General features: G+C 41.9%; 19 protein-coding genes. 14 read left to right on the forward strand and 5 right to left on the reverse strand.

From position 1 onward, the window contains the following. The first annotated feature begins 15 nt into the window (after nucleotides 1-15). On the forward strand, nucleotides 16-2,358 hold the full coding sequence (locus IGI42_RS14420) for an ABC transporter ATP-binding protein/permease (protein WP_438716562.1): 2,343 nt from the start codon (nucleotides 16-18) through the stop codon (nucleotides 2,356-2,358). Between the two features lie 17 nt (nucleotides 2,359-2,375). On the opposite strand, the gene IGI42_RS14425 is transcribed toward IGI42_RS14420, so the two are convergent. Then, nucleotides 2,376-2,885: a hypothetical protein gene (locus IGI42_RS14425; RefSeq protein ID WP_438716563.1), complete on the reverse strand. Its 510-nt coding sequence runs from the start codon at nucleotides 2,883-2,885 to the stop codon at nucleotides 2,376-2,378. A 24-nt stretch (nucleotides 2,886-2,909) separates the two neighbouring features. Beyond that, on the reverse strand, nucleotides 2,910-3,980 hold the full coding sequence (gene pepA / locus IGI42_RS14430; protein ID WP_438716564.1) for a glutamyl aminopeptidase: 1,071 nt from the start codon (nucleotides 3,978-3,980) through the stop codon (nucleotides 2,910-2,912). Nucleotides 3,981-4,145: 165 nt separating this feature from the next. Between pepA and IGI42_RS14435 the strand changes: the two genes are divergently transcribed. The 3 genes from IGI42_RS14435 to IGI42_RS14445 are packed head-to-tail and all read left to right on the forward strand — an operon-like array spanning nucleotide 4,146 to nucleotide 6,504. Continuing rightward, on the forward strand, nucleotides 4,146-4,931 hold the full coding sequence (locus IGI42_RS14435; RefSeq protein ID WP_438716565.1) for a glucose-1-dehydrogenase: 786 nt from the start codon (nucleotides 4,146-4,148) through the stop codon (nucleotides 4,929-4,931). 20 nt (nucleotides 4,932-4,951) lie between these two features. After that, complete coding sequence (locus IGI42_RS14440; RefSeq protein WP_438716566.1) at nucleotides 4,952-5,803, forward strand: GRP family sugar transporter; 852 nt, start codon at nucleotides 4,952-4,954, stop codon at nucleotides 5,801-5,803. 20 nt (nucleotides 5,804-5,823) lie between these two features. After that, nucleotides 5,824-6,504 (forward strand): Pr6Pr family membrane protein, encoded by a 681-nt coding sequence (locus IGI42_RS14445; protein ID WP_438716567.1) that lies wholly within the window; start codon nucleotides 5,824-5,826, stop codon nucleotides 6,502-6,504. A gap of 119 nt (nucleotides 6,505-6,623) precedes the next feature. Here the strand turns inward: IGI42_RS14445 and IGI42_RS14450 are convergent, their stop codons facing one another. Next, nucleotides 6,624-7,406 (reverse strand): class I SAM-dependent methyltransferase, encoded by a 783-nt coding sequence (locus tag IGI42_RS14450; RefSeq protein WP_438716568.1) that lies wholly within the window; start codon nucleotides 7,404-7,406, stop codon nucleotides 6,624-6,626. Between the two features lie 68 nt (nucleotides 7,407-7,474). Between IGI42_RS14450 and IGI42_RS14455 the strand changes: the two genes are divergently transcribed. After that, entirely contained in the window at nucleotides 7,475-7,858 is a 384-nt protein-coding gene (locus IGI42_RS14455) for a VOC family protein (protein ID WP_438717053.1), read from the forward strand. 57 nt (nucleotides 7,859-7,915) lie between these two features. Here the strand turns inward: IGI42_RS14455 and IGI42_RS14460 are convergent, their stop codons facing one another. Continuing rightward, the gene (locus IGI42_RS14460) at nucleotides 7,916-8,248 is read right to left on the reverse strand and encodes a hypothetical protein (protein WP_438716569.1); all 333 of its coding nucleotides are present in this window, start codon (nucleotides 8,246-8,248) and stop codon (nucleotides 7,916-7,918) included. 166 nt (nucleotides 8,249-8,414) lie between these two features. On the opposite strand from IGI42_RS14460, the gene IGI42_RS14465 reads away from it, so the two are divergent. The 9 genes from IGI42_RS14465 (at nucleotide 8,415) to IGI42_RS14505 (ending at nucleotide 16,183) form a co-directional block, all read left to right on the forward strand. Further along, nucleotides 8,415-9,527, forward strand: a complete 1,113-nt coding sequence (locus tag IGI42_RS14465) for an SLC13 family permease (RefSeq protein ID WP_438716570.1) — start codon at nucleotides 8,415-8,417, stop codon at nucleotides 9,525-9,527. A 165-nt stretch (nucleotides 9,528-9,692) separates the two neighbouring features. After that, nucleotides 9,693-11,423: an ABC transporter ATP-binding protein gene (locus IGI42_RS14470; protein WP_438716571.1), complete on the forward strand. Its 1,731-nt coding sequence runs from the start codon at nucleotides 9,693-9,695 to the stop codon at nucleotides 11,421-11,423. Next, entirely contained in the window at nucleotides 11,416-13,179 is a 1,764-nt protein-coding gene (locus tag IGI42_RS14475; protein WP_438716572.1) for an ABC transporter ATP-binding protein, read from the forward strand. Before IGI42_RS14470 ends, IGI42_RS14475 begins: the two co-directional genes overlap by 8 nt. Before the next feature lie 147 nt (nucleotides 13,180-13,326). After that, nucleotides 13,327-13,758, forward strand: a complete 432-nt coding sequence (locus IGI42_RS14480; protein ID WP_438716573.1) for a MarR family winged helix-turn-helix transcriptional regulator — start codon at nucleotides 13,327-13,329, stop codon at nucleotides 13,756-13,758. A gap of 4 nt (nucleotides 13,759-13,762) precedes the next feature. Beyond that, the gene (locus tag IGI42_RS14485; RefSeq protein WP_438716574.1) at nucleotides 13,763-14,140 is read left to right on the forward strand and encodes a hypothetical protein; all 378 of its coding nucleotides are present in this window, start codon (nucleotides 13,763-13,765) and stop codon (nucleotides 14,138-14,140) included. Between the two features lie 163 nt (nucleotides 14,141-14,303). After that, nucleotides 14,304-14,882: a TetR/AcrR family transcriptional regulator gene (locus tag IGI42_RS14490; protein ID WP_438716575.1), complete on the forward strand. Its 579-nt coding sequence runs from the start codon at nucleotides 14,304-14,306 to the stop codon at nucleotides 14,880-14,882. A 63-nt stretch (nucleotides 14,883-14,945) separates the two neighbouring features. Then, nucleotides 14,946-15,212 (forward strand): hypothetical protein, encoded by a 267-nt coding sequence (locus IGI42_RS14495; RefSeq protein ID WP_438716576.1) that lies wholly within the window; start codon nucleotides 14,946-14,948, stop codon nucleotides 15,210-15,212. A gap of 182 nt (nucleotides 15,213-15,394) precedes the next feature. Then, nucleotides 15,395-15,817: a GNAT family N-acetyltransferase gene (locus IGI42_RS14500; protein ID WP_438716577.1), complete on the forward strand. Its 423-nt coding sequence runs from the start codon at nucleotides 15,395-15,397 to the stop codon at nucleotides 15,815-15,817. After that, the gene (locus tag IGI42_RS14505) at nucleotides 15,818-16,183 is read left to right on the forward strand and encodes an ACT domain-containing protein (RefSeq protein WP_438716578.1); all 366 of its coding nucleotides are present in this window, start codon (nucleotides 15,818-15,820) and stop codon (nucleotides 16,181-16,183) included. An 88-nt stretch (nucleotides 16,184-16,271) separates the two neighbouring features. Here IGI42_RS14505 and IGI42_RS14510 read toward each other — a convergent pair whose 3' ends face one another. Continuing rightward, nucleotides 16,272-16,907: a lysostaphin resistance A-like protein gene (locus IGI42_RS14510; RefSeq protein WP_438716579.1), complete on the reverse strand. Its 636-nt coding sequence runs from the start codon at nucleotides 16,905-16,907 to the stop codon at nucleotides 16,272-16,274. Nucleotides 16,908-16,948 lie beyond the last annotated feature (41 nt).

Raw genomic sequence — 16,948 nt, forward strand, 5'->3', positions numbered from 1 at the left:
TAAAGGGATGAAGCCATGTTAGAACTAAAGGATATAAAGAAATATTACCACGTGGGGGATACGACCACAAAGGCTTTAGATGGAGTATCAGTGGCTTTTCGTCGCCAAGAGTTTGTCGCAATTCTAGGAGCCAGTGGATCAGGTAAGACGACTTTACTGAATGTCATCGGCGGTTTGGATAATTACGATACTGGTGATATGGTCATTAACGGAAAATCCACCAAAACCTTTAAGGCTGCCGACTGGGATGCTTACCGTAATAACTCGATTGGTTTTGTCTTTCAAAGCTATAACTTAATCAGTCATTTGGGGATTATTGACAACGTAGAATTAGGCATGACCTTAAGTGGCGTTCCCAAAGAAGAAAAAACGCAAAAGGCTGAAGATGCCTTGCGGCGCGTAGGTTTAGCTGACCATATGCACAAAAAGCCCAATCAATTATCTGGAGGACAAATGCAGCGAGTAGCGATTGCTCGGGCGCTAGCCAATGATCCAGACATCTTACTTTGCGATGAGCCGACAGGTGCCTTAGATACCGAAACCAGTATCCAAATTATGAAATTGATTGAAGAATTATCCAAGGAGAAACTGGTGATTATGGTTACCCATAACCCAGCCTTGGCAGATGAGTATGCAGATCGGATTATCCAGTTTTCTGATGGACACATTATGAACGATTCTCATCCCCATCAAGAACGACCAAAGCCCGATCAATTCAATCTGAAACGTACTAAAATGAAATTCATGACGGCTTTGAAACTATCTTTTAACAATTTACGTACTAAAAAAGGTCGCACATTTTTAACTGCTTTTGCTTCCAGTATTGGAATTATCAGTATCGGGATTGTGTTGTCACTATCCAGCGGCTTTCAAGCTCAAATTGATCAGACCCAATCAGAAACAATGGCAAAATTTCCAATCACCATTTCACAGGTAGCGGCAGATCGCAGCGGTAGACAAGAAGATGCTTTAGGTACAGATGATGGCACATATCCCAATACCGATACAGTTACTGCGAAAATCAGTGATCAAGATCGGGCGCAACACACTAATAAAATTGATCAAGAATATGTGGATTACATTGAGAACATTGATCCAAACCTAAGCAATAACATCGGTTTTACTCGCTTAGTGGGAATGAACCTGTTAAGAGATGTCAATGGCAATGTGGAACCAGTGAAATTATCCAATGATGCTTCTGACAGTGCTAGTGCGGGCATGACTAATGCAATGGCAAACATGACCGGTGTTGGTGTGTCTTCTTTTCCTAAACAATTAAAAGAAGGCAACAGCAGCTTTCTGGAAGAAAACTATGATTTGTTGGATGGTGCGTATCCTAAATCAGCAACCGATGTTGTCTTGATCGTTGATGGGAATAATAATACTAATATCAATTCGTTGAAGAATTTAGGCTTTGACGTAAATGACGGCGATAAGATCGACTTCGATCAAATCGTGGGAACTAGCTTCAAGCTGATCCATAATAATGATTACTATACCGAATTGCCAACTGGAAATTTCGTGCCAAACACTGATTACAATGACATTTATAATAATGAGAACAACCGAGAAATGAATATCTCCGGTGTTTTACGTGTAAAAGAAAATTCGACCATGAATTTACTAGCTCCAGGGATCGCCTATAGTAATGAATTAACCCAACAAATTGTGGATGAAAACCAAGATTCCGCAATTGTTCAAGCACAACGGAATAGTGATACAAACGTGATGACTAACGAGCCATTGGATGACAGCACTAAGGAAAGCACCTTGGCTTACCTTGGCGGTGACAGCATCCCTTACAGTATTATGATTTATCCAAACAACTTCAAAGACAAAGAAGCCATTTTGGATTACTTGGACGAATACAATCAAGGTAAATCTAAAGAAGACCGGATCATTTACCAAGATTTAGCCGGGACCATGACGGAATTAACTGGTGGTTTGATGGATGCTATCACCTATGTCTTGATCGCATTCGCTGGGATTTCATTAGTTACCAGCATGATCATGATCGGGATTATCACCTATACTTCTGTAATCGAACGGACTAAGGAGATCGGAGTCTTGAAAGCCTTGGGAGCTCGGAAGAAGGATATTACCCGGGTATTCGATGCGGAAACCTGCATTTTAGGTCTAGCTTCCGGAACATTAGGGGTGCTCTTAGCTTGGGCAGCGACTTTCCCAATCAACCATATTTTATATAATATGACAGAACTGGAAAATGTAGCCCAACTGAACCCAGTTCATGGCGTTATCTTGATTCTAGTATCTACCGTCTTAACCATGATCGGTGGACACATCCCAGCAAGAATGGCTGCCAAAAAAGATGCCGCAATTGCATTGCGAGCAGAATAAATGAAAACTCCAGCACCCTATGTTTTTCGGAGGGGGCTGGAGTTTTTAACTGTTTGCAGTTCTTGCAGATCATCGGGCAGGTGAGAAATCCCTTGGAATTCGGGAACGACAATGGATTTTATCGCAGCTTTGAGATGAGGCTCCACCTTTGTGATACACATTTGCCACGCACCGCCAATGCTTTTACAATCATCCTCAATTAGCACATCCGGCTTCAAGATTTCAACCAAATCAGCATATTTCTCGCCGACTTCTCTAGCAACCAGACAGCTTCCTGGAAAGGAAAATTGTTGCAGTAATTCCGCGATTTTCTCGGCTTGCTTGCCTTTGCGGGAAGTGCAATAAATAATATCCGCACCTTGAGCCTCCCACCGGCTCAGCAGTTGGACTGCTTGACCGATGGGAACATAAGCCCGGTGAGAAAACTGCTGCCAAAAGGATTTTGGTTTTAGAACTGTACCTTCTGCGAAGACCATGATTCTGGGGCGCTTTTGCGAACTAGCAGGCTGGAGCATAATTTTCTTCACAGTTTTGCTCCTCTCGATGCGGTCTTACCCATAGATAATTGTGTTAATCGTACTTTGATCCAGACCTTTCAAGACTTGAATCAGCATTTCTCTAGCAGCATCGAAGTCAGCGATGCTGAACATAGTTTGGTGAGTATGAATGTAACGGCCGCATACACCAATTACACTGCTTGGGATTCCTTCGTTAGCCGTGTGAGCAGCACCAGCATCAGTTCCGCCTTTAGAAACAAAATATTGGTAGGGAATATTGTGAGTCTCAGCTGTATCCAGCAAGTATTCCCGTAATCTTGGCAGTAAAATCATGCCGGGATCTTGAATCCGTAACAGTGTTCCTTCGCCTAAATGACCAAATGTCCCATTGGTAGTCGTTAAGTCATCAGCTGCCGAACAATCCACGGCAAAGAACAAATCTGGTTTGAATTTTGTGACAGCGGGTTTCGCTCCTCGTAAACCAACTTCTTCTTGTACATTAGCACCAGCGATCAAGGTGTAATCCAAAGTTTCCTCTTGCAAAGCTTCAAGTGCTTCCAACACCACGGTGCAGCCGTAGCGGTTGTCCCAAGCTTTGCTGATAATGTTTTTGCCATTGGCAGTTTTGATAGTTTCTACTTTAGGCACAATCGTGTCCCCAGGCAACACGCCGTATTCCAATGCCTCGTCTTTTGATTCAAAGCCAGCATCAAATAATATGTCTTCAATCTTAACTTGCGCTTGTCCGCCAGTTCCTCTCAATAAATGTGGGGGAACCGAAGAAGAGATGCAGGGATAATTGCCTTTTTTCGTTTTCAAGGTAAAACGTTGTGCGGAAACGACATAGGGATTCCAACCGCCAAGTGGGACAACTTTGAACAATCCTCGTGGTGTAATTTCCGTCAACATAAAGCCGACTTCATCCATGTGAGCAGCCACCATCACACGTGGTGCGTTTTCAGGCGCTTGTTTCAGACCAAAAATGCCACCTAAACCGTCTTGCTGAACGTCATCGACTAATGGTGTGAGTTCTTTTTTCATATAGGTGCGGATGTCGTCTTCGAAGCCGCTAGTGCCTTGTAATTCGGTTAATTCTTTGATGCGTTTATACGTAGATTCCTGCATAGAAATCCTCCTTTTTCGTTTATCTTAATCATTATAATCCTTTTTGATCATTCTGTAAGGTCTGACTTCTGTCTGAGCCAATTATTGGTCACGAAAAATAAAAACGAGTAAAGTAAGGTTAAACGGACCTATAATTTTTCTCACTTAAAGAAAGAAGGAAATGTTATGTATACAGATTTGAAAAACAAAGTTGCTGTGATTACCGGCGGATCAAAAGGGATTGGTACAGCCATTTCTAAACGGTTCGGTCAAGAACAAATGAATGTTGTCGTTAACTATCATTCTGATGAAAATGGCGCCAACGAAGCGGTAAAAATTATCGAAGAAGCCGGCGGAAAAGGTGTAGCAGTACAAGCCGACGTGGGAAACGAAGAAGGTGTCCAAAAATTAATTGATACTGCTGTGAAGGAATTTGGCGATCTAGATATCTGGATCAACAATGCCGGCATGGAAAACCAACACGAAACCCATGAATTGCCATTAAAAGATTGGGAAAGAGTTATTGAAGTCAACTTGACTGGTGTCTTTTTAGGAACGAAAGCGGCCTTGAATTATTTCTTGGAGCATGACAAAAAAGGCAATATTATCAATATGTCTTCCGTTCATGAACAAATCCCTTGGCCTACATTTGCTCATTATGCAGCATCTAAAGGTGGGGTAAAACTGTTTTCTGAAACCGTAGCGATGGAATATGCGGCTCGCAACATCCGCATCAACAACATTGGACCTGGTGCCATTAACACACCAATCAATGCTAAGAAATTTGCTGATCCTGAACAATTAGCAACAACCACCAGCATGGTGCCAATGCAACGTATTGGTGAACCTAGTGAAGTTGCGGCAGCTGCTGCTTGGTTAGCTTCAGATGAATCTAGCTATGTAACCGGCGTAACACTGTTTGTTGACGGTGGTATGACCTTATATCCAGCCTTCCAAGGTGGACGCGGATAGGGTAGAATGGAGTGTAAAGTATGAATATTTTAATTGCGCTACTTCCGGCAATTGGTTGGGGGATTCAGCCGCTGATTTTAAAAAAAATCGGCGGTCGTCCTACTAACGAAATATTAGGTACGGGGATTGGTACACTAATTGTTGGAATTATTGTTTATTTCTTTTTTTCTGGTCAAAGTGTTTCTTTTAGCACCTTTATGATCGCACTGGCTTCAGGCGCTTTTTGGGTGATTGGTCAAACTGGACAATACACGGCCTTTAACCTGTTAGGAGTTTCTCGCACGATGCCGATTTCCACCGGGATTCAATTAGTGGGTACTTCCTTAATCGGGGTGCTGGCTTTTGGCGAATGGGCTGGAACGACGTCGAAAATTATCGGCTTTGGCTCGATTGTGCTGCTGATCATTGGGGCAGCGATGACTGCTGTTACCGAAAATGCGGATAATAAAAGTGGTACCACTAAAGGTTTGATTATTCTGGCGACAACTAGTGTAGGGTATTGGGTTTACAGTGCCTTGCCCAAATTAGTTGACGCACCAGGAGACGCGATTTTCTTCCCGCAAATGCTGGGAGTATTTATCGCAGCCATGATCTATGTGGTGTTGAAACAACCAAAAGCCTTTGCCAGTGATAAAAGCTGGAAAGCATCAATTGTCGGGATTATCTTTAGTATTTCGGCTTTTGCGTATATCTTTTCTGCTCAAAGAAATGGCGTAGCGACCGCTTATGTAATCACTCAGTTAAATGTAGTGATTGCTACTTTAGGCGGTATGTTCATTCTTAACGAGAAAAAGACACCGAAGGAATTTCGCTTTACTTTGATTGGCTTAGCTTTAATCGTCATAGGAAGTGTAACAACGGCGTTCTTATAGAAAGGAGGAGTTGACCGCAGATGTATATTACGATAAAGAATATCTTTCGTTTGGTATTGGTTATCGGATGCGGTTGGGGGATTGCCTTACTGTTGGGGCTGTTTGAAGGCCGTTTTGAAACCGGTCAGTTGGTATTTTACACGGTACTAAGCAATTTATTGATTTTCTTTGCCTATCTTTACTTAGTGATCAAAAGTCTGATTGACAGTGTGTCGCTAAAACGCGCTTGGTCAGTAGATTTTTCACCGAATGTGATGGGTGCATTGACCTTAGTGATTGTAATTACCGGGTTGATCTATAACTTTGTGTTAGTACCGACGATCCCTGATACATCCGATTACGCTGTGAACACCTTATCGGATATTCTGGTGCATACCTTTACCCCGATCATGGTCTTTGTTGACTGGGTTTTGTTTGCTAATACCAGCGATACGAAGAAAATCAAACCGTGGACTTGGGCGATTTTACCATTAATTTATTGGCTGTTTACAATCATACGAGCACAAATTGGCGGACCGATTATGGGATTTGGAAGTTACTATCCTTACTTTTTCATCGATGCTGATCAACTGGGCTGGGGTCGCGTGATTCTAAATGTACTGATATTAGTGGTGATCTTTATCCTATTCGGCTACTTGATGAAGCTGATTGCTTGGATAACCAACGGATTCAAGCCGTTTACGAAACGAAATCTTATATAATAAGTTGAACAGCCTGCAGCCTTCTTGGTTACAGGCTGTTTTTTATCGAAAAGCTATGGCAAAATGAGTCTCTGCTAACTAATGTTTGTAGATTGAAATTATTCGAATAATGCAAGCGGCTAGATAGTTTTTTTGTCTGATCGCTTATTGGGTCCGCCTTTCTTTTTAAGGGATAGGTTTTTGGGTAGTGGGTAATAAATGAGTTGATAACGGATGGTTTGCTGATTAGTCTGTGAGTCATTCTGTCCAAAGATTTTATTGGTCATTTGTTTAAGTTGTTGTGGTGAATATTCATCCTCGAAGTAGTTTTCAAAAAATTCACGGCTGATTTCTTCGTTGGAGGAGAAATCAAAATCTTGGGTATTAAAAGAGATACCAGCTTTATCCAAGAACTGCCGATAGCGTTCCATTAAGTTCGGATCTTCGTTAGCTGCTTCATAGGGTGAAAATAGACTGTCAGTTTGTTCAACTAATCGTAGGATCAAGCACCATCCATGGCTTTGGGTGGTGAATTTTAGCAGGTCATCTTTAGTAATTAAAGCAGGATTCATCGCGGTGAATACTACATCATAGGATTGGCTGTTTGTTTGGAAAAAGCTCTCTTGATCTTGATGAATAAACTGGACTTTAGGATTCTGCTGTTTTGTTTGGGCAATTGCCAGCATTTCCTGAGAAATATCCACAAAAGTATAATCCTCTACGACATCCTGAAAGCTTGCCAAATAACGACCACTGCCACCAGCTAAATCTAAAAATGCGGCACAGGGTAGAATTTTTTCCTTCAATAAAAACTGCTTCACAGCTTCGGCAATTAGAAAGTTCGATTCCTGTTGGATGCTTTCATATTCCGGGGCAAACGTATCCCAAAATTCTTCCAGCTCTTGTAAATTTTCGTTGGTCATAAGGCTTCCTTCTTTCTGTCCAATAGTATACCATTAGTAACAGAAGAGAAAAAGAAATGGGGAATTGGATGAAACTAGAACATGTAGCCATGTATGTCCATGATTTGGAAGAGATGCGGGCGTTTTTTGAAAAATATTTTGGGGCTCAGAGTAATGATATGTACCACAATACTAAAACTGGCCTGCAAACTTATTTTTTAACTTTTGATGATGGGGCTCGGTTGGAATTAATGACGCGTCCAGAAGTTGAAGAGGGAGTGCCTTCGTTGTACCAAGCTGGCTTGATTCATTTGGCATTTAGTGTAGGCAGTAAGGAAAAAGTGGACACTATGACCAAGCAATTTTTGGCTGATGGCTATCAAGTCTTGTCAGGTCCGCGGACAACTGGCGATGGTTATTATGAAAGTGCGATTGTTGCCTTGGAAGGAAATCAGATCGAGATAACTGAATAAGTGAATAAAAGCTAGGAAAACGCTGGAGTTTCAAAATCCTCCAATGTTTCCTAGCTTTTATTTGTTGGCAGCAAAATAGTGGGTGATAGCCTCTTTTATATCTTCTAGATTTCCCATAAAGACATCTTGAAAAGGAAGAGAGAGTCCTTTTTCCTTGATTCCGTCATTCAGATATTTTTCACTTAAATGAGTGTAAATAATCAGATCAGCTTCGGGAACCTCATTACTGGTTATATCGTAGCTGATAAATTGAAGATCAATTTCTGGCAGTAAATCAGCCGTTAATTTTTCCTGGAATTTTTTCGCCCCAGGGCCAAACCCGCTGCCGCCGACAAAAGCGCTAGCATTTCCGTAAGCGTTGATTGAATAGATCCAAACTGCTTTTTTCATAATTTCCTCCTTTATTCCTCGGCTTTTCTTCATTATAACTTATCTTGAAAAGCGCTTACAGAATAACTACTAGTTTTCTCTTCTAATCAGTAAAAATGAACTATGGCACCATGAAAGTGGTACAATCAATTGAAGAAAAAAATACGAAATGTTATCAGGTGAACCAATGACGAATATAAGACTTTTTTTTAGAAGAGATTTTCTTTTTACGATTTCTGGCTTGCTGGCGGTGATTGCCTGTCTAATAGGACGGTTATCGCTAGATTTTATTGATTTTCACGTGATTTTTACCTTGCTTGGTCTAATGGCTGTGATCAAGGTTTTGGAAAGGTTAGGCGTGCTGGATTATTTTGCTGAAAAATTGATTCGAGTTTCTCGCACGAATCGCAGTCTGATTCGTAACCTGACTTTCTTGGCGTTTTTTTCCTCAATGATTTTGACTAACGATATTGCTATATTGACTTTGCTGCCAGTATTTTTGAAGATCGTGCAAAAGACACCGCAGTTTAAAGAGAAGGTCATCGGGACAACCCTGATTATTATCGCTGCTAATTTAGGAAGCAGCTGTCTACCGTTTGGAAATCCACAAAATCTTTATTTATTTGCTTTTTATCAGATGAGCTTTGGGGATTTCTTAGTGCTCCTGTTGCCGTTTTTCGGTCTATCGATTGCGGCACTACTGGTTGCTTGCCAGTTCATTCCCAATAAACAGTTGAAGGTCTTGGAACAAGAGCGCAAGGCGATCGAAACAAAAATGTTAATACTTCCAGTAGCTGCGATGCTAATAATGATCCTGTCGGTGCTACATTTGTTTCCTTTTCAAGTGGCGGTGGTTCTGGCTGTTTTAGCAGCCTTTTTCTCTGACCGGACAGCTCTTAAGGAGGTTGACTATCGCTTATTAGGGACCTTTGTCTTCTTTTTTCTTATTGTCGGTAATTTAGGTGAAGTGGCTGGTTTTGTCACGGTGATTCGGGCGATGTTGGGCAGTTTCACCTCCGTGCTGTTTAGTTCGGCCTTGATCAGTCAAGTGATCAGTAATGTTCCAGCGGCGCTGTTGTTGGCTCCTTTTACGCAAGAAGCACAGGCACTGGTTTTAGGCGTAAATATCGGCGGATTGGGGACACTGATTGCTTCTTTGGCAAATTTGATTGGTTACAAAGTGTTTGCAGTCTATTTTGTGAATGAGAAAAAAGAATTAATAACGAACTTCAGTAAGATCAATGGAATCTTCTTGGTTTCCTTTCTTTTATTTTTCTACCTACTTTACCTGATCAAATAGTGAGTATGTTTCAAGCAAAAAGATCTCATTTTCGAGGTCTTTTTTTCTTTTTTTTTAAAAATATTGAATTTAAATACTAAAAACTCCTTTACTTATTAAATAACCTGTGTAATAATTCAATTGATATTGAGAATCATTATCAGTTGAATTTTTGGAGGAATGTGTATGGAAAAGGCAAGCGTCGGGTATTTATTTAAATTGGCTGGGAAATCCAGTATTTTGCTGCTGTTTTCTGCCATCTTTAGTATTCTGTCGGGAATTATGGATTTTGTACCATTAGTCATGTTGTACCGAGTGTTGATGTTTTTATTTGGTGACCAGCCCAATATCGATCTGGCAAGACAATATGCCATGTATGCGGGGATAGCTATTATTGTGAAGTTTGTGGCAATGCTAATTAGCGGGTCATTGTCGCATATTGGGGCCTTTAACACTTTGTACGAAATTCGCAAACAGATGAGTATTCATATTGCGACGTTGAATTTAGGTTTTTTCACTAAAACGACTTCAGGGAAATTGAAGAAGACGATTATTGAGGATACCGAACGGATTGAACAGATGTTGGCTCATCAGGTACCTGATTTGGCTAAAGCGTTAGTAGCACCGTTATTAATGTTTGGCTATTTATGTACGTTGCATGTGGGCTTGGCTTTGTTTTTACTGCTGCCGATCGTACTTGGTCTTGGGATTATGGCTTTTGGGATGCGTTTTAGCAGTCGCTACATGACTTGGTTCCAAAAGTTAGTGGCACAACTGAATTCTTCCATTATGCAGTTTATTAATGGGATGAATGTGATGAAATCCTTTAATGTGACAGCTAAAGGCTTCAAACAGTATTCAGATACGGTGGAGGAATACCATGAAATGTGGACCGAATGCTCCAAGGTGCAGTCTTGGCCTTACAGTATGTTCCTAGTCATGATTGAGTCGGGTCTATTGTTCAGCTTCCCATTAGGCGGCTGGATGTATCTGCAAGGCAGTGTCGATTTGCCGACGTATCTGTTTTTCTTGATTATGAGTATTGTGTTTCTTTCTTCTTTCAAAAGCTTAAGCGGCTTTATGGTTGCTATTACTCAGATTTTGTCGGGAACGGAAAAAATCAAAGATATTATGGACCTGCCGCAGCAACATTTCGGACAAACTCATCAAGTCTTGGATCAAGTGGAAGTGGTCTTTGAAAACGTTCATTTCTCTTATGAAGAGGATGAAGTCTTGCACGATGTATCCTTGACGATTCCGTCAAATACGCTGACGGCTTTTGTGGGCGTGTCTGGTTCTGGGAAATCGACAACGGCACAGCTGGTTCCAAGGTTTTGGGATATCCAAAAGGGTCAGATTCGTTTGAATGGCCATTCGATCTCAGATTTCGATGAGCCTAGCTTAATGGAATCTATGAGCTTTGTTTTCCAGGATGCTTTTATGCTGAGTGACACGATTCGCATGAATATTTCAGTTGGGAAAGGTACAGCCACGGAAGAAGAAATTCATGAGGCAGCGAAAGCGGCGCAAATTCACGACTTCATCATGGGTCTGCCGGATGGCTACGACACGGTGATGGGAGAATCTGGAATCAAGATGTCCGGCGGTGAGAAGCAGCGGATTTGTATTGCTCGGGCAATTCTGAAAAATGCACCACTGGTTATTTTTGATGAAGCCACCAGCTTTACCGATATTGAAAACGAACGAAAAATTCAGTTGGCTTTAAATGAGCTGCTGCAAAACAAGACGACGATTATGATTGCCCATCGCTTGAATACCATCAAGCATGCTGATCAAATTTGTATCTTTGATCAAGGGCGGATTGTTGAACGGGGCACTCACGAGGAGCTGCTGCTGCGCAAGGGAACGTACGCGAAGCTTTGGGCCATTTATGCAGAGGAGGATCAACATGATTAGTATTATTCGGAATGTAAAATACGTCACTGGCGACAATATCAAACTGCTGTATAAACCCTTGTTGTTATCGATTTTGGATGCCTTCTTCAATATGGTTTTTTACTCAGTGATGATTTTGGCGATTGTGAACTTGGTGTCGGATCGTTTTACTCAGACCTTCTTTTTCCAAGGCTTGGCGGTTTTAGTGGTGGTCTTCATTTTGCGGGCGATTTTAGCTAAATACGTGTTCTTCTCACTGCAAATGAACAGCTCGGCGATTGCTACGGATTTGCGCTTGCGTTTGGCGGATCATGTGCGCAGCTTGAATTCAGGCTATTTCAATCAAAACAGTGTCGGCAAGCTGACCAGTTACTTTTCTACCGATATTTCTGATTTTGAGCAGGTCTTGTCTCATAACCTGACGGATTTTGTAAAGGCCATGTTTAGTGTCTGTGTTTGTATGGCAGGTGCCTTAATCATCGACTTCCGTTTTGCTGGAGTGATGGTAGTGATGATTGCGGTGGCTTTGCCCTTGATGATTAAAGGCGGCGCCGTGGGGAACAAAATTGCGCCGCAGCATCGGGTGAAAATGAACGCTGTGATTTCGCGGGTAGTAGAATACATTAACGGGATCAAAACCTTCCGTTTGTATCAACTAACTGGTACCAAATTCCAGCGCTTGGATGATTCCTTTGTGGAATTAAAAAAATCCTCGATTCGGGTGGAATTGTCGATGATGCCTTATGTGATGATTTTCTCGACAATTGTGTCCTTCATGATTCCAGTAGCGCTGATCTGGGGAACCAATTTGCTGCTGCAGGGGAACACTTCGCCCCAGCAATATGTGGCGGTGTTGATGCTGAGTGTTTCTACCTCTAGTCAGCTGATGGTAATCGGGATGCTGTATCCGGAATTGAAATTCATGGCTAAATCGGCCGATAATTTGCGGCATATTTTTGAAACTCAGCCGTTGCCTTATACGAAGGACAGCTTTGAGAGCAGCGATCATACGATTGAATTCGACGATGTGTCCTTTAGCTATGAAAATGATGTACCGGTGTTGAAGGACTTGTCCTTTACGGTGGAAAATGGCAAAACAACGGCTTTAGTGGGGCCTTCAGGTTCTGGTAAATCGACGGTGATCAGCTTAATTTCGCGCTTTTGGGATGTCACAACAGGAAACATCTCAATTGGCGGCGAAAATGTGCGGGAGGTTCGTCCTGATGCGCTGACTGAAGAAATCACCTGTGTCTTGCAGGATGTCTACCTATTTAATGATACGATTTTGAACAACATTCGTATCGCCAAACAGCAAGCTTCGATGGAGGAAGTGGTACAGGCCAGCCGCTTAGCCAATTGTCATGAGTTCATCATGCAGCTGGAAAACGGCTACGACACGATGGTAGGTGAAGGTGGCTCGACCTTAAGTGGCGGCGAAAAACAACGGGTCTCGATTGCCCGGGCGCTGCTGAAGGATGCACCGGTGGTCTTGCTGGATGAATCGACCTCTAGCTTGGATGCAGACAACGAAAAGGAAATCAATTTGGCGCTGGATCGGTTGATGGAGCAGAAGACGGTGGTAGTAATTGCCCATCGTTTGAATACTATTATCAATGCCGATCAAATTATTGTTTTAGCCGATGGAGAAATTTTGGAAAAGGGGACACATCAGGAGCTGTGCAGCATGAGCGGCTGGTATGCCCAAATGATTCACGAGCAGAAGGTTGCCCGCACGTGGGTGATTGGTGAGCCGATGGAGTTAGAAGAAGCGAAATAGAAGTAAAATAGAAATAGAGACTCTGGCGGGGGCTAGAGTCTTTTTTTTGCGCAATTACAAGGACGATAAACTTAACGATGTTGACAAAATAACGATTCAGGAATATAGCATGTATACATACTATTTGGTTAGAGAGGCGGATTATAGATGAATATCAATCAATCGCTAGGATATCTGTTGAATACAAGTGCTAGAAGTGTTAAATCGATCATGAACTTTAAGCTGAAAAGTGAAGGAATTACAACTGCGCAATGGGCGGTGCTCAAGCTTTTATCAGAAAAGGGACCGTTAACTCAAGTGGCAATCGCTGAGCATTTGAAGTCGGACAAGGCAACGGCTGGGGCGGTCATCGAAAAAATTAAGAAAAAAGAATTGGTCCAAAAAACCAAAAGTGTTTCGGATAAACGAGCTTTTAATGTGTCGCTGACAGAGGAGGGGGAAAAAGTCGTAAATCGGGTGATGACGGATGCGCAAGAGGTGAACAGTTTTGCCTTGGACGGTCTCACAGAAAAACAAATAGTAGAGCTTTATTTTTGTCTGAACAAGATTATCTCCAACACCGAAAAGGAGGAGAAATGAATCCATGAGCTGGATAAATGAAATTTACCGAGCTTTTTTCGTTGCCCTGGGTGCGATGGAAGTATTCACGAACCTGACTTATATTGTCAAAAACAATGGTGAAAGCTTGGCTAGAAAGCAGCATCAGGAATTGCCGCGAAATGTCTCTGATCATCAAATCCGTCTGAAGGTTAGTGTCATGCTTGGCTTTGGTGTATTGTTCTTGGTTTTAGGAATCTACGCTTATGCTTTTCGCCGGCTGCCAGAGGGTTTCTATAACTTGTGTTTGGGTCTGTTTGCTGGGTATGCCGCATTGGAGGCTCTTTACTATCGATATTGGAAAACAGTTGGTTTTGCATTGGTTGCGATTGCAGCTTTTTTGCTTTTCTTTTTGGCAAATTAGCAGGTTTAGATAATGCGGAAGACTCTGGCGGGGGCTGGAGTCTTTTTTGAATAGTAGAACGAAATCTTTGTGATTTCGTTGACAACTGGTGGAGAACCCTTTACAATAAACCTATGACTGTAAAATCAATTTAAGTCATAGGTTTTTTAAGGAGAGATAGTAAATGGCTAGAAGTTTTTCTGAGGATGAGAAAAAACGTATAGGTCAAAATTTAATTATTGAGTGTGAAAAAAGTTGGGCCAGCTATGGTTACAAGAAAACGAATATTGATCAACTTTGCAGGAAGGTCGGTATTTCAAAAGGGGCCTTTTACTTATTTTTTGACTCAAAGGAATGGTTGTTTTGCAGCGTGTTGGATACGATTCAAGAACGCATATTGTGTTTGATTGCTGCAACAATGACTGAAAAGGTTTCTAAACAAAGTATTAGTCAGATGCTAAAAAAGCTCTATCTCGAATACGATAAAACCAATATTCTTACACAGCGAAACAATCCGGATTTTATCGCCTTCTTAAACAGAGCGCCGGAGGAATGGAAGCAGAAGAGTCGAATAATCAGCGATGATTTTATTATGAACAAGCTTTTTGATTCTCAGCTTCAGTTGAAAATGGAGAAGCAGAAGGCCGTTGGTATATTCAATGCCTTGCTTTCTATTGTGACTAATAAGGAAACTATTGGCTATGATCATTTTGAAGTTTTTTCTACACTGCTTGATAGCGTGATTGACAAGATTTATGAATGAAGAACCGTTAAAACTTTTGTCAGTCAAGGTGACTGACGCTGCTGAAAGAAAATGGAGGAAGAGATGAAAAAACATAATGAGAAAATTGTAGAGCTGTCGCAAGAATTATCTAAGGGAAATGTTCAAAAATCATTGGAAACGGCCACGAGAGTGACGCGCCCTTCTAAAGCAACGCAAGCTGCTTCATTACTAGGTACTACTTTGGGAGTAGGGCTGCTGTGCGGTGGACTTATTGGGACGGTTTTAGGAAAAAATGTCATTGGATTAAGCAGTCTGGCGGTTGGAGCCTTGACTATAGTATCAAATATGAAAAATTTCAAAAGAAAGTAAAATTTTACGGGCCATTGTTTCGCTTAGAAGGATGGCTTTTTTTTGTTTCGGAAAAAATGATTATCGTCTGTGTAAATTATCGTTACAGGTGATAAATTACGAGCATCGTGAGAATTTCGATTGGTAGAAATGTTAACTTAGCTTATAATAAGAAGAATAAATGTGTCGCAAAGGAGGCACCTATGCAAATCGAAACCGCAAATAGAAAAGAGCTGCGTCCGTTTCTGACTGAACTGTTTGACGCACAGCATCGCCAGCACTTTGGCGAAGAAGTACTGGCTGAAAGTGAACAAGAGTTGGCTTTGTGTGCCAAAAAGGATGGTCAGCTGCTAGGCGGCATTATTGCCAAGTATCAGTACCAGACCTTGCATATATCCATGCTGGTGGTGGATTATCATGCGCGTCAGGGTGGAGTCGGGAGCGCTTTGTTGCAGGCGATGGAGGAATTGGCCTTCGATAAAGGTATCCAGACGATTACCTTAACTACCAAGGATTTTCAGGCAGTGGATTTCTATTTGAAAAATGGGTATCAGCAGTTTGCTCAACTGGAGGATGTTCCGATGCTGGGTGTCACCAAACATTATTTTGTTAAAAGGAGAAAATAGATGGAATTAGTTGTAATGCCAGAAGAATTGTCAGTCTTTCAAGTGGCTGATTTAGCGATGTTAGATTTAAGTGTTCGGCCGTTGTTTTTAGGTGTAACGGATGAGGAAAATTCGGTGGTTGCACCTACTAGCAGTGTGCCGGCAGAAACGATTCAACGAGAAGACGATTGGCGGGGCTTTAAAATCGCTGGCGTTCTGGATTTTGCGTTGGTTGGTATTCTGGCGAAAATCACTGGAATCTTGGCGGAAAAGGAAATTAGTGTGTTTGCTTTGTCCACCTATAATACGGATTATGTGCTGGTGAAGGCGGACAAGTTTAAGGCTGCGATGGATACCTTGGCAGCTGCTGGATACGATGTGAAGTAAAAAAAGCATTAGCGACAGTTTCTGTCACTAACACTTTAGCTGTAGACAAAGCTCCTGAAAAGGATGGCTGTCTGCAGTTTTTTTGTGCTTAACCGAAGGCCACCAGCATGGTAGAGATAAAGTTTCCGGCACCATGCAGGATGATACTTGGGATAATGGAGCCATTGTATATTTTTTCGTTCAGCCAGCCTAAAAGCAAGGCACCCATTGTCGTAAAGAAAAACATCAGCACGTGATACCAAAGACTAACCTCCATGCCCGCCACCAGATAGAGTATGTTGTGCATCAGCGCAAATAAAACGCCTTGCAAAATGATCCCTGGAACCGTGCCGAATTTGCTGCAAAGTCGTTTGCACAGGAACCCTCTGAATAAAATTTCTTCGGCTACTCCGTTGGCGATAAAGTTTTGAATCAGCGCCGGCACGATAGCGACTGCGCCCATTCCAGCGTAGGCGTTGCCGGATACCGAGGCACTGTTTTCCAGATATTCTAATGATTTGGCGTCGATCAGCTGAGTAAAATCAAAGCTGTAGAAGAAATAATACACGGCGGCGAAAATAATCAACACCCACCACTGACTTTTCAACTGCGGCTTGTATAGCCCAATCCATTTGAAAAATCCGATCTCTTTTCTATGTCTAAAAAACCACCATAAAACTGGTATCAGTAAAAAAATGACTAAATTGACGATTGCGCCTGTGATGCTGGATAAGATCTCTCCCATTATAATCTCCTTATAATTTGATGAGTTCGTTTGCGTTATGT

This window comes from Enterococcus sp. AZ109 (genome assembly GCF_051714625.1).
Classification (GTDB): Bacteria; Bacillota; Bacilli; order Lactobacillales; family Enterococcaceae; genus Enterococcus_A.